General features: G+C 73.3%; 13 protein-coding genes. 7 read left to right on the top strand and 6 right to left on the bottom strand.

Annotated features, from left to right (window positions below; translation table 11 throughout):
* Positions 1–72: 72 nt before the first annotated feature.
* Positions 73–693: an L-threonylcarbamoyladenylate synthase gene (locus FB563_RS34315; RefSeq protein WP_055706055.1), complete on the bottom strand. Its 621-nt coding sequence runs from the start codon at positions 691–693 to the stop codon at positions 73–75.
* A gap of 311 nt (positions 694–1,004) precedes the next feature.
* Between FB563_RS34315 and FB563_RS34310 the strand changes: the two genes are divergently transcribed.
* Entirely contained in the window at positions 1,005–2,561 is a 1,557-nt protein-coding gene (locus FB563_RS34310; RefSeq protein WP_055706054.1) for a helix-turn-helix domain-containing protein, read from the top strand.
* A 124-nt stretch (positions 2,562–2,685) separates the two neighbouring features.
* Here FB563_RS34310 and FB563_RS34305 read toward each other — a convergent pair whose 3' ends face one another.
* Positions 2,686–3,924: a serine hydrolase domain-containing protein gene (locus tag FB563_RS34305; RefSeq protein ID WP_411573181.1), complete on the bottom strand. Its 1,239-nt coding sequence runs from the start codon at positions 3,922–3,924 to the stop codon at positions 2,686–2,688.
* Positions 3,925–4,178: 254 nt separating this feature from the next.
* Here FB563_RS34305 and FB563_RS34300 point away from each other — a divergent pair, with 254 nt between their 5' ends.
* The gene (locus tag FB563_RS34300) at positions 4,179–4,406 is read left to right on the top strand and encodes a hypothetical protein (RefSeq protein ID WP_055706052.1); all 228 of its coding nucleotides are present in this window, start codon (positions 4,179–4,181) and stop codon (positions 4,404–4,406) included.
* A gap of 4 nt (positions 4,407–4,410) precedes the next feature.
* On the opposite strand, the gene FB563_RS34295 is transcribed toward FB563_RS34300, so the two are convergent.
* Positions 4,411–4,878: a hypothetical protein gene (locus FB563_RS34295; protein ID WP_055706051.1), complete on the bottom strand. Its 468-nt coding sequence runs from the start codon at positions 4,876–4,878 to the stop codon at positions 4,411–4,413.
* A gap of 289 nt (positions 4,879–5,167) precedes the next feature.
* On the opposite strand from FB563_RS34295, the gene FB563_RS34290 reads away from it, so the two are divergent.
* Both FB563_RS34290 and FB563_RS34285 read left to right on the top strand, forming a co-directional pair.
* Entirely contained in the window at positions 5,168–6,517 is a 1,350-nt protein-coding gene (locus FB563_RS34290) for a transaminase (protein ID WP_079048751.1), read from the top strand.
* 32 nt (positions 6,518–6,549) lie between these two features.
* Positions 6,550–6,990, top strand: coding sequence for an Lrp/AsnC family transcriptional regulator (locus FB563_RS34285; protein ID WP_055706050.1), 441 nt, complete (start codon positions 6,550–6,552; stop codon positions 6,988–6,990).
* 12 nt (positions 6,991–7,002) lie between these two features.
* Here FB563_RS34285 and FB563_RS34280 read toward each other — a convergent pair whose 3' ends face one another.
* Positions 7,003–8,100: a PP2C family protein-serine/threonine phosphatase gene (locus FB563_RS34280; protein WP_199832803.1), complete on the bottom strand. Its 1,098-nt coding sequence runs from the start codon at positions 8,098–8,100 to the stop codon at positions 7,003–7,005.
* Between the two features lie 300 nt (positions 8,101–8,400).
* Here FB563_RS34280 and FB563_RS34275 point away from each other — a divergent pair, with 300 nt between their 5' ends.
* The 3 genes from FB563_RS34275 (at position 8,401) to FB563_RS34265 (ending at position 10,645) form a co-directional block, all read left to right on the top strand.
* Positions 8,401–9,309, top strand: coding sequence for a GNAT family N-acetyltransferase (locus FB563_RS34275; protein WP_055706048.1), 909 nt, complete (start codon positions 8,401–8,403; stop codon positions 9,307–9,309).
* A gap of 46 nt (positions 9,310–9,355) precedes the next feature.
* Complete coding sequence (locus tag FB563_RS34270) at positions 9,356–9,715, top strand: hypothetical protein (protein ID WP_055706047.1); 360 nt, start codon at positions 9,356–9,358, stop codon at positions 9,713–9,715.
* Positions 9,716–9,799: 84 nt separating this feature from the next.
* The gene (locus tag FB563_RS34265) at positions 9,800–10,645 is read left to right on the top strand and encodes a lipocalin-like domain-containing protein (protein WP_055706046.1); all 846 of its coding nucleotides are present in this window, start codon (positions 9,800–9,802) and stop codon (positions 10,643–10,645) included.
* Positions 10,646–10,742: 97 nt separating this feature from the next.
* Here the strand turns inward: FB563_RS34265 and FB563_RS34260 are convergent, their stop codons facing one another.
* Both FB563_RS34260 and tgmB read right to left on the bottom strand, forming a co-directional pair.
* Positions 10,743–11,645 carry a Gfo/Idh/MocA family protein gene (locus FB563_RS34260; RefSeq protein ID WP_055706045.1) on the bottom strand — a complete coding sequence of 301 codons (903 nt, stop codon included), beginning with the start codon at positions 11,643–11,645 and terminating at the stop codon, positions 10,743–10,745.
* A gap of 38 nt (positions 11,646–11,683) precedes the next feature.
* Positions 11,684–12,664: an ATP-grasp ribosomal peptide maturase gene (gene tgmB / locus FB563_RS34255; protein WP_055706044.1), complete on the bottom strand. Its 981-nt coding sequence runs from the start codon at positions 12,662–12,664 to the stop codon at positions 11,684–11,686.
* Positions 12,665–12,680: the final 16 nt, after the last annotated feature.

Genomic DNA, 12,680 nt, shown 5'->3' with positions numbered 1-12,680 from the left:
GCCCCTCGACGCCTCGGCTGCGCCCATGCTGTCATGCAAGATCCATGTCCCCGCACCGGGAGTGCCGCGCGCTCACTCGAAACGGCTGGTGTCCCCGGCGCCCCGCCGCACGATCTCCGCCTCGCCGCCGGAGAAGTCCACGACCGTCGTCGGCTCGGTGCCGCAGTCGCCCGAGTCGACCACCGCGTCCACCGCGTGGTCGAGCCGGTCCTTGATCTCCCAGCCCTGCGTCAGCGGCTCCTCCTCGTCCGGCAGCAGCAGCGTGCTGGACAGCAGCGGCTCGCCCAGCTCCGCCAGCAGCGCCTGGGTGACGACATGGTCGGGGATGCGGACGCCCACGGTCTTCTTCTTCGGGTGCAGCAGCTTGCGCGGCACCTCGCGGGTGGCCGGGAGGATGAAGGTGTAGCTGCCGGGCGTGGACGCCTTCACGGCCCGGAAGACGTCGTTGTCCACCCGTACGAACTGGCCGAGCTGGGCGAAGTCCCGGCACATCAGGGTGAAGTGGTGCCGGTCGTCCAGGTGGCGGATGGAACGGATCCGGTCCATGCCGTCCCGGCTGCCCAGCCGGCAGCCCAGCGCGTAACAGGAGTCGGTCGGGTATGCGATGAGTGCCTCCGAGCGGACCGCGTCGGCGATCTGGGTGATGCTGCGCGGCTGCGGGTTCTCGGGGTGCACGTCGAAGTACTTCGCCATTCATCGAGCTTATGCCGTGAGGCGGGCGGCGGGCGCGCACCGCGGTTCCGTGGGCACCGCGCCACAGCCATGGCTTCATACGGATGCTCCGCACGGCCCGCTCGACGCCGTTCGCGTACTTCCCGGATTTCGGGGCATCCGACCCGTGAGCAGTCCGAGGCCCTCCCCCCGGCTCCGGACTCGTGGTCTCCGCCGGCGGCCCACCCCCCCCCGGGCCGCCGGCGGAGCCCTGTCCGGCGTGGGTGCACGACCGCGTCGGGTAACGTGCGGATGCGTCAGTCCAGGTCAACACGGAGCGAGGAGAGCGGCAGGTGGCCGGCCGACCGGACGAGGGCCCGGCGTTCCAGCAGCCGTACGGCGGGGACGGCGCCTGGGCGCGGGAGTTGCTGGACCAGCTGCGGCCCACCGGACGCGATCCGCGCCGGCTCGTCGACTGGCTCGCCCGGACCGTGAGCGCGTCGGTGTGCCTCCAGGACGACCGAGGTGGACTGCTCGCCGGTGAGCGGCTGCCGCTCGACCCCGTCGTCGTCGCCGGCGTCGCCGCCGGCCGGGTCTCCGCCGCCTCCCTGGGCGACGGAGCACGGCACGTGCGGCTGGTCGGGATACGGCAGCCGGGGCCCGGCCCGGCGGCGGGAGCCGTCCTCGCCGTGGCCCGCACGGAGCCCTTCGACCGGCGCACCACCGAGATCCTCGGCCACACCGCCGGCGTAGTGGAACTGCTGCTCAGGGAGCGGGAGTCGGCGGAGTCCGCGCGGCGGCTGCGGCGGGCCACGACCGATCTGCGGCTGGCGATCCTGCAACTGCTCATGGTGGAGGACACCGTCTCCGCCCGCCGGGTCGCCGCCGGGCTGTGGCCGGGCCTGCTGGAGCAGGACACCGCCCGTGTCTACGTCCTGGAGGACACGGCCGAGGAACGCGACCGGCTCGCCGACGCGTGCGTGGACGCCACCGAGGGCCGGGCGCTCGTCGTGCGCTGCCCCGCCGTGGACGAACACGTCATCGTCGTCGGCCCGTCCGCCGAGGTGGGGGAGCGGCTGCGGTCCCTCGTCGGCGACCGGCCCGGCACCTTCCTCGGCGGCAGCCCCCGGCAGCGCCTCGCCCTGACCGCCACCGCCTACGGACAGGCCGTCACCGCCCTCGCCGTGGCCCGCTTCCGGCCCGACCGGTACGCCGTCTACGCCGCCCGCACCCGCCCCGCACAGCTCATGGACCCCGAGGCGCTGCGGATCTGGGCCGCCGCCGTGCTGCGCCCGCTCGATGCGCTGGCGCACCACGTGCGCGCCGAACTGCTCGCCACCACCCGGCTGGGCCTGGAGTTCACCGCCGTGAACGCGGCCAAGGTGCTCGGGGTCAGCCGCAACACGGTCCGCGCCCGGATGGACCGGGTCGCCGCCCTGCTCGGCGCCGACCTCTCCCGGCTGCCCGTCCGCGCCGTCGTCCACGCCGCCCTCAACACCGAGGCCGCACAAGGCCCGTACGACCCGGCCGGCGGCGCATCCGGTCCGCCGGCCCGGATCCGGCTCGCCGAGCTGCTCGCGACCGGCGCGCTGCGCTCCTGGGCGGAGGGGCTGCTCGGCCGCCTCGACGAGGACGGCCGGGATCTGCGGGGCACCCTGCGCGCCTGGTCCCGGGCCGACGCGCACGCCGAACACGCCGCCCGGGCCCTCGGCGTACACGCCCAGACCGTGCGCGAACACGTGCGAGCCGCCGAAGGGATCCTGGAACGCCGGCTGACGGCCGGCGGCACCGACCTGTACGAGGTCGTCCTCGCCCAGCTCGTCACCGGCGAACTGCCCGTGCCCGGCCTCGGCGTACCCGGCCCGGGCGCGGCGAAGGCGGACCAACCGGACGCGTCTGTGCAGCGGTGAGCCCCGTGCGGGCCCTGCCGGGCATGGATGCACTACCCCGGGTCCGGCAGCGCACGTAGCTTCGGCAGTCCGCGGGGCACGACCGGAACGGGGGACCGGTCGCGGCCCCGCGTGCCTGCCCGGCTCATCCGGTCCGCGTGACGGGGAGGTCGTACACGTGGCCCGGCGAGATGATCTTCGTGATGGCCCTGCCCAGCACCGTACTGGGCTCCTGGGACAGGTAGTCGGTGTCCGTGTCGAGCAGCACCACGAGCGTCGTCTCGGTCTCGGGCAGGTAGACGGTCAGCGACTCGTAGCCCGGCAGGGAGCCGTTGTGGCCGATCCAGCCCTGGACGTCGAAGATGCCCAGACCGTATCCGGCACCCTTGATCGTGCCGGTTCCCGGAGTGATCAGCCGCTGCCTCTGGGTGGCGGCACTCACCATCCGCCTGCCGTCCGGGAACCGGCCCGTGGCGACGGTGGGCGCCCAGGTGTGCAGGTCCCGCAGGTCCGAGATCATCGCGCCGGCCGCCCAGCCCCAGGACGGATTCCAGTCGGCCGCGTCGGCTTCCTCGCCGTTCGCCGTCTGCACGGTGTAGCCCTGCGCGTGCGGGGCGGGGAACTCGTTGCCGGCCGGGAAGAGCGTGTGATCCATGCCGGCCGGATCGAGGACGTGCTGCCTGATGTAGTCCCCGAGCCGCTGGCCGCTCTCCTTCTCCACCACCAGGCCGAGCAGGATCAGGTTGGTGTTGCAGTAGGAGAACCTCTGCCCCGGCTGGAACAGCACCGGGTGCTTGAAGGAGTAGGCGAGCAACTGCTGCGGCGTGAAGGGCCGTTGCGGGTGCGAGGTGAGCGCCTTGTCGAAGCCCGGATCCTCGGAGTAGTTGAACAGCCCACTGCGCATGTCGGCGAGCTGACGCAGCGTGATCCTGTCGCCGTTCGGCACGCCGTCGACGTACGTGCCGATCGGGTCGTCGAGGCCCACCTTCTTCCGGTCCACCAGCTGCAGCAGCGCGGTCACGGTGAACGTCTTGGTCTCACTGCCGATGCGCAGGTACAGGTCGGGCGCCATCCGCCGGCCGGTGGCCTTGTCGGCGACCCCGAAGGAGCGGACGTAACTCGGCTGCCCCGGCGTCCAGATGCCCACTGTCACCCCGGGGATGTCCGCTTCCCGCATCACCGTGCGCACGGCGGCGTCCAGTTGGCGTGCCACGCCGGGGGTGAGGTCGCGGACGGCGGTGCCCAAGGGGCTCGGGCCGGGCGAGTCGGCGGTGAGGGCGGCCGGCACGGCGGCCGGGGACGCCCATACCGGCCCGCTGGCGACCGGCGCCGGCAGCGTCCCCACCGCGACGGCGACCGCGGCCCCCCTCAGGCGTGCGGACATCGACATGGGCTGACTCCAAGCACGGGGGAGGCGAGCGTGCGCTGAGCGGGACGTCGGAGCCCTGACCCACCCAGCATAGGAGCGCACCCCCCGCCGCGCCCGCCGGGCGGTAGCGGCGGCCGCCCCCCTGCGACGCCTGCCGAAGGGATGCTTGTCCGACTGGCGGAAGGCCCCGTTCCGGCGACGGCCTCACCCGACCCGGTGAGCCTCTGGGCCGGGCCGTACCGGTCACGGGCCCCGGGCGTTGCCCCGGCATGAACCGCTTCGATCCGGCGCACCGCTTGGATTGGCTCGACCGTCTGGACCGGATTCGCCGGGCGGGCCGGCCGGCGCAGGTGGACCGGGCGCGTGAGCCGATCTACGCCGGACTCGTCGCCGAGTGGCGGGCGCAGGGACGGACCGTGCCCGCGGAAACCGGCGCGCTCTCGGCCGCCCTCCCCGGAGCCGGCCCGGGTGCGCGGCCCACGCCCGAACGCGCCTGAACCGTCACTGCCCGCACACCGGCGCGAGGACGGCGAGGGTCCCGTTGGCCTGGCGCAGCGACTCCTCCAGGACACCGGGCGCGTGCAGCACGCCGGAGCCGTCCGGCGGCACGAGCCACTCCAGGAAACGCGCGGGCCGGTACGGCGGCGGTACGGCGACCCAGGCTCCCCTGGTCGCGTGGCGCAGACCCGCGCCCACCCAGCCCCCGGAGGGGTCCGGCGGCAGGAAGAACCCGACCCGGCCCGCCGCGGTGTCGACGAGCGTCGGCCCCGGCACGGGCATTCCGGGCCGGAACAGCAGGTCGAGGGTGAGCAGGCCCAGCCGCTCGGGGACGCTCAGCACGTCCCAGAAGCGGCCCGCCTCCAGCAGGGCGATGCCCTCGCCGTGATCCCACTCCCATTTGCACGAGCGCGGGTCCGCCGCCGCCGCGGCCAGCCACTCCACGCCCCGCGTCCACATCGTGTTCGTCATGCACCGCTCCGGGTGTCTTCGTCCGCCTGCCCTCGGCATATGCATGCTCGTAGATATTTCTACGCGACGGAAGGGGTGGCGAACCCTGGCGTTTGCGGCGGAACGTTCGAACTCCGGCTGCGGGTTCGTCAGTTGGGCGTAGGGGGCGCGTCACCCGCACAGTGGTCGGACATCGACTCCTCGCTCGATTCGAGCGTGCTGACAGTTGATTCATGCGTCAGATGTTGAGTGAGCTGCTATTTCGATCGTAGAGTCGCCCAAATCATCTCCTTCTCCAGCGAGGTACTCCATGGACCGCACGCGCCTGCACGCCCTCCTGGCCCGCGAGAGCGCCGAGGCCGAGCGCCTGGGCCCGCGCTCGTGCGCGGCCTATGCGGGGGCCGGCCACCTCTTCGGCCGGGTGCCGATGACCTGGATGAACAAGACGGCCGGTGCCTTTCCCCGCTACCTGGCCGGTGCGCGCGGCGCACGGGTCACCGATGTGGACGGGCACGAGTACATCGACTTCTGCCTCGGCGACACCGGTGCCATGGCCGGCCACTCGCCCGCCCCGGTCACCGAGGCCGTGCAGCGCCGGTTCGCCGAGCTGGGCGGGGCCACGGCCATGCTGCCGACGGAGGACGCGGAGTGGGTCGGCGCCGAGCTGACCCGCAGGTTCGGCCTGGCGCGCTGGAGTTTCTCGCTCACCGCGACCGACGCCAACCGCTGGGCGATCCGGCTGGCCCGGGCCGTCACCGGGCGCCCCAAGATCCTTGTGAACAGCTACTGCTACCACGGCAGCGTCGACGAGTCCCTGATCGTCGTCGGCCCGGACGGCGCGGGCACCGCCCGCCCCGGCAACGTCGGCGCGCCGTGCGACGTGACCCTGACCAGCCGGGTGGCCGAGTTCAACGACCTCGCCGGCCTGGAGCGCGAGCTGGCCCACGGTGACGTCGCCGCCGTCCTGATGGAGCCCGCCCTCACCAACATCGGCATCGTCCTGCCGGAGCCCGCCTACCTCACCGGCGTCCGCGAGCTGACCAGGCGCTACGGCAGCCTGCTCATCAACGACGAGACCCACACCTTCTCCGCCGGACCGGGCGGCTGCACCGCCGCGTGGGACCTGGAACCCGACCTGCTGACCATCGGCAAGGCCATCGGCGGCGGCATCCCGGCCGGCGCCTACGGGCTGTCCGCCGAACTCGCCGACCGGCTGCTGGCCCGCACCGACCTGGACCTCGTCGACATGGGCGGCGTCGGCGGCACCCTCGCCGGCAACGCGCTCTCGGTCGCCGCGATGCGGGCCACCCTCGAACACGTCCTCACCGACGGGGCGTTCACCCGGATGACCAAGCTCTCCGAGCGCTTCGAGGCGGGTGTCCGGGCCGGCATCGACGCCTACCGACTGCCCTGGTCGGTGAGCCGGCTCGGCGCCCGCACCGAGTACCGCTTCACCACCCCGGCGCCGCGCACCGGCACCGAGTCCGCGGCCGTCTCCGACCCGGAGCTGGAGGACTTCCTGCACCTCTACCTCGCCAACCGGGGCATCCTGCTGACCCCGTTCCACAACATGGCGCTCATGTGCCCGGACACCACCGAGCAGGACGTCGACACCCACACCGAGGTCTTCGCCGCCGCGCTCGCCGAGCTCGCGGACTGAAGCCCCGGCCACCCCTACCCGAGAGGACACACGTGGACGAGATCGACCGGGCCATCCTGCGCGAGCTGCAGACCGACGGCCGTATCGCCTACGCCGACCTCGGCCCGAAGGTCGGCCTGTCCGCCTCGGCGGCGCGGCAGCGGCTGCAGCGGCTGCTGGACTCCAGGGCCGTCCAGGTGGTCGGGGTCACCGATCCGATGGCCATGGGCGGACAGGCCATGGCCCTGCTCGGCATCGGTGCCGACGGCGATCCCCGCGCCGTCGCCGACGCCCTCGCCGAACGCCCGGAGGTCGTCTACGCGGTGCTGACCTCGGGCGGATTCGATCTCTTCGCCGAGGTGGTCGCCCCCGGCCCGAAGGCCCTGCTGGACTTCGTCAACGACGTGGTACGGCCCCTGGAGGGCGTCCGCGAGATCCAGTCGTTCCCGTACTTCGGCATCCACACCCACCGCTTCCTGTGGGACGTGGGCTGACCGGCATGGCTGTCACGCGACCGGTGGTGCGGGCGCCAGCACCAGCATGGTGACGTCGTCCCGGACCTCGTAGCCCCGCTCGACGAGGTCCGTCCACACCGTCCCGGGCAGCTCGGCGGACGCCGTTCCCGTCAGGGCGGCCAGCCGCGCGGACAGCGGATAGAAGGCGTCGTGGGCGTCCCGGGCCTCCCACACCCCGTCGGAGGCCAGGAAGAGCCGGTCGCCCGGCCCGAGCGTCACGGTGACCTCCTTCGGCGGGCCGGCGCCGACCAGCCCGAGCCCCAGTGGCGGTCCCGGCGCGACCGTCACCTCCAGGGCGTCCTCCTCGTGCAGCAGCACGGGCGCCGGATGACCACAGGCGACCACCCGCACGGCACGGCCGTCGGCGGAGAACTCCAGCAGCACCCCGGTGGCGAACAGCTCCGCGTGGCGCACGCCCGCCGAGTCCACCGCCAGCCTGCGGTCCATCCGCGCGGCGACCGACTCCAGGTCCGGCTGCTCCAGCGCCGCCTCGCGGAAGGCGCCCAGCAGCGACACCACCGTCGCGACCGCCGACAGCCCGTGCCCCTGCACATCGCCCATCACCGCGCGCACCCCGTACGGGCCGTCCCGTACGTCGAAGAAGTCCCCGCCCACCAGCGTCCCGTCCTGCGCGGCCCGGTAGAAGCCCGCGCAGCCCACTTGCCCGACGCGCTCCGGCAGCGGCGGCATCACGGCCCGCTGCACCGCCTCGGCGATCGCCCGTTCCGTGTCCAGCTGGGCGTCCCGGCGACTGCGCACGTAGGACACGAACACACTCAGCGCGGCCACGAACACGATGCTGAGCAGATCGGTGTTGCCGGGGCGGTTGAGATGGGTGGCGGGGATATTCAGCACCGCGACCACCCCGAGACCGAGGACCGCGGTCGCCAGCGGGCCGTACGACAGGACCGCCAGCGGCGGAATAGCGCCCAGGAGGAAGCCGGCGTCCCGCGCGGCCGGAGTGATCACCGTGGCCACGGTGATCGCCACGAGCAGCAGCACAGGCAGCACCCGTACCCACCACGGCGGCGGCGCGCCCCGCAACCAGCCGCGATCTTCCAGGTCCCGATGCGACGACCCGCCGCGCATCGATCTCACATCCCCAAGCTACGCCGCCCCGCGCACCAGGGCCTCCCCCTCGATGGCACCGGGCCCTCGTCCCGGCTGCGGCCCGCGAGCTCCCGTCCCGGCCGTGGCCCGCGAAAAGCGGTGGACGCCCGCGTGCGCCCCGCATAGCCTGTGCGCGGCATGCCCGAGACGGACCGGAAGGAGGCGAGCGTCATGGCCACTGTCATCCCGCGCTCCCGCCTCACCGTCACCCGGGTGTGCCACGCCTGACCGGGAGCGCGTCCCCGCCGCCGTACCGCGGCACGCATCCCGGAGGAATCCATGACCACCCCGGTCATCCGCGCGCTCGACGAGAGCACCGCGCACCTTTTCGACACCATGCCCGACCCGCTGGCGCTGCGTGACAAGCACCGCAACACCCGCTACCGCCCCGACTGGCAGCGCATCGCCGTACGCGACGGCCGCACCGTGGCCCGCGCCGCCTGGTGGGGCCGGCCCGAGGACCCCGAGCCGCTCCTGATCAACTGGTTCGACGTGGCCGAGGGCGAGGAGGAGGCAGGAGCTGAACTCCTGCGGACGGCGCCCTGGCAGACCGACGAACTCGAACTCGACGCGCCCGCCGGCTGGCGGACCGACCCCCGGCTGCGGACCGCCGTGGACATCCGGACCGCCGCCGCGCGGGCGGCCGGCTACACGCCGCTGGTGGAGCGCTACCTGTACCGCTGGACCCCGGACCGGGGCCTGCCCGAGCGCCCCGGCCGCCTCGTCTTCGCCGCCGAGCCGGACGACGCCGTCTTCCACGACCTGCTGCGCCGCATCCACTCGGTCACCCTCGACGCCCACGCCCGCCGGGCGCTCGAAGAGGGCGGGCCGGACCTGGCCGCGCAGCGGGAACTGGACGTCTTTCACTGGCTTGCGTCCCCGCGCGACTGGTGGCGGATCGCCCGCACGCCCGAGGGCGAGCCGGTCGGCATCCACATCCCCGCACGCAATCCGTCCGGACCCTGCGTCGGCTTCATCGGCGTCGTGCCGGAACAGCGGGGTCACGGCTACGCCTTCGACCTGCTGACCGAGTGCACCCACTTCCTGGCGGCCCAGGGCGCCGGCTTCATCGCCGCCGCCACCGATCGGTCCAACTTCCCCATGGCCGCACACTTCACCAGGGCCGGCTACCCCGTCGTACGGGAGCGCATCAACTTCTGGTCCGACCGTGTTGTCAGTGGCGGGTGACATGCTGGGCGCCAGTGGTGATCGGCAGTGCGGTGGGGGAGGGACCATGGGATTCGTCGGCGAGGTGTGGCGGGTGTGCGCGGGGCAGGAGGCGGTCGGCGACATCCTGATCGACGAGGCCGACTTCCCGTGGCTGTCGGGCACCTTCGCCGCGGGCCCCGGCTTCGCCACCGTGCGGGACCTCTTCGCCGGTGAACTGGCTTTGCTGGAACGGGCCGACGAGGACGAACATGGCTGGGAGGCATGGGAGAGGGCGTACGACGAGATAGCGCGCCGAGTCTCCCTGTCGTCGCCGGACGGTCCGGTCTCTGCGTTCCTGCTGCACATCGAGGGCGACCGGGCGTGGTTCCGCTGGAGCGACGAGCCGATCGAGGAGCCGTCAGGGGAGGGACGGGCGGGGGGCTGACGCGGGCGCGGGCGCCGTGCGGCCGGAGACCTACGCTTGATCATGAAGCCCGGCCGTCAACGGCCGCCCGTGACAGGAGAGTTGATGACCACGCCCCGTCCCACGCTGATCGACGCCGCCCGCGCGCTCGCGGCGAACTCCGCCGTCGACGCCGACTCCTGGTGGTTCGGCGCCAGGTTGCACGACGACGAGAAGGTCTTCTGGGTGAAGATCCACGCGATGGAGATGAACGGCGCCTGTCTCAGCACGGTCGCGCTGCTCCGGGAACCGGACGGCCAGACCGGCGCCGGGCATGCGATCGACACCGAGGCCGGCGCGATGGTGTCCGCGGACTCGCTCGAGGTGAAGACGTCGATCCTGACCCTGAGCGGGGACCTGGACGAGCTGGCGGTGTCCGGTGCCACGGACACCGCCTCGATCCGGCTCACCCTGCGACGCGAGGGCCCCGTGCTCTACAACGGCGGCGCCGGAGTGTTCCCCTTCTTCGGCGGGACGACGGGCCAGTACGCGCTGCCCGGCCTGACCACGTCGGGGACCATCACCGTGGACGGGGTCACGCATCAGGTCGGCGGACGCACCTGGTTCGACCGGCAGTGGGTCTCCGGGACCACCGAGGCACCGCGCTTCACCTGGCTCGGACTCGACCTCGGCGCGGGCCGGTACCTGAGCGTCTGGGACACAGGGGGAGACGGCACCTCCTGGCTCACCGAGCTCAAGCCCGACGGCTCACACCTGATCACCCGAGCTCGGCGAACCGACCGGGACGGGCACGGGGTGCTGACCGTTCCGAGCCTCGACGCGTCCCTCGACATCACCCGTCGCGAGCTGTTCGCCACGCAGGGCGCCTACACCGGCGCCTGTCAGGTGACCGGCACACTCGCGGGAGAGGCCATATCCGGGCACGGCTTCACGGACGTCATCGGCTACTGAGTTCCGGGGCCCGGCCTCGGGGTGAGCCGGAGCGGCTTCGTCTCACCCCGAGCGCCGGCGTCCACGGCCACCAGGGGCCCGCCGGCCCGGTCACCGGTCAGTCGGCCGGGACCAGGTCCCTGTCGTCCGTCAGGCGTGCCTGCGCCGTTGCCAGGATCTCGGTGACGCGGAGGCCGAACGCGGCGTCGCAGGCGTGGGGGCGGCCCGTGCGGGCGGCCGTGAGCAGGGCGTCGGTGGCGCGGGAGAGCGCCGGGATCGCTCCTTCGGAACTCCCCGGCATCAGCGCCACGCCCGCCTCACCCCGCAGTTCCACATCGGCCCCGGCCGCCGCCGGCGGCGCCGTCAGGCTGAGGGTGAGGGCGCTCGACGCACCGGTGGCATGGTCGAGGACAAGATGCACGGTGTCCGCCGGACCGTGCGCCGCCGCCACGACCTGCCGTACGTCGCCGAGGACCGGCAGCAGCACCGACAGCGCGTGCGGACCCACGTCCCACAGCGCGCCCTTCTCCCGTCGCCACGGCGAGGCGGCGAACGGGCTGTCGGTGGTGAACACGGCCCCCAGCCACTGCGCGCGGGCCGTGAACCAGCCCGCCACTGCGGCCTGTTCCTCGATCCAGGCGTCCGGCTCCTTCTGGAAGCGGGCGGTGAAGAAGACGACCGAGGCCACCCCGGCCCGCTCGACGGCGGCCACGACGGCCCGCCCGTCGGCCACCGACACCGCGAGCGGCTTGTCCAGCAGCAGATGACGGCCCGCCCGAGCGGCCCGCACCGCGAACTCGGCCTGTACGGACGGTGGCAGGGCCACGGCGACGGCGTCCACGCCGGCCAGCAGCGCGTCCACGTCGTCATATGCCGTTACGTCGTACCGCTCGGCCAGCGTGGTGGCGGCCTCCGGCCGGCGGCCCCACACCCCGGCGAACTCCACGCCGGGGTGCCCGGCGAGGGCGGGGGCGTACGCCGCCCGGGCCCACGGGCCCGTCCCCAGCAGTCCGATACGCATGTGGCGTTCCTTTCTCCGAGCCGATCCCCGCACCGTCTTCAGCCTGCGCTCCGGGTGCCCCGCGCACACCTGCCGTCCGGATCCCCGTCCGCGGCGAGCCACTTGGCGATCGTCGCGGCGATGGGCTGACCTGTGTCCATCTCGACGAACCCGAACTGACCCGACTGGTTGCACTCCAGGAACCACCAGATCCCGTCGGCGTCCTCGGCGAAGTCGAATGCGCCGTAAGCCAGTTCCGCGCCCCTCATGTACCGCCGTACGCCCTCGGCGACGCGTGGGGGCACGTCCGCGGGGAGCCAGGGAGAGACCGACGGGGCGAAGCGGACGTCCACGTCGTCCGGGTGGGCGTCCGGGTCGGCCGGTTTGCGGGCGGCCAGCAGGGTGTCGCCGACGACGGTGAGCCGGATGTCGGCCCGTTTGGCGATCCGGCGCTGCAGCAGCGTCGGGCCGTAGGCCACCGCCGAGAAGTCGGTGTCCGGGGCGACCCGGCTGGTCGGCACGGCACGCGGCGGCTCCTGCGGATGCGCGCCGGACACCGGCTTGACCACCAGATCCGGGAAGCGCTCGGCGAACTCCCGGGCCGCCTGCGGGAACGTGGTGATCAGCGTGGCGGGCACCGCGAGTCCGCTGTCCTGGGCCAGGCGCAGCTGCCAGGGCTTGTGGCGCGCGCGGCGGGCCGCGTCCGGATGGTTCATCCAGCGCGCGTCGGTCGTGCGCAGCATGCCGTAGAGCGCCTGTGCCGACTCCTCGGTCAGCCAGGCGGACGGCTGGGGGGCGCGGGCGGCGGCGTCGCCGGGCCTGCGCACCCAGACGGAGCGCAGGCCGCCCATGCTCACCAGGCGCCCGCCGACGGACAGGTGTCCCCGGCAGGCGCCCTGCACGTACTCGCCCGACAGCGCCACCCCGTTGGTCAGATCGGCGGGGTCGAGCCGGACGACGGGCACGCCGGTCTCGCCCAGCCGGAGGACCACCATGTCCGCCGTCACGTCCTCTTCACTGGTCAGGATGAGCACGGTCATCTTCCGGGACCCGCGT

The sequence above is a fragment of the Streptomyces puniciscabiei genome (assembly GCF_006715785.1).
GTDB classification, from domain to species: Bacteria; Actinomycetota; Actinomycetes; order Streptomycetales; family Streptomycetaceae; genus Streptomyces; species Streptomyces puniciscabiei.
This window is presented reverse-complemented; position numbering and strand designations above follow the sequence as displayed.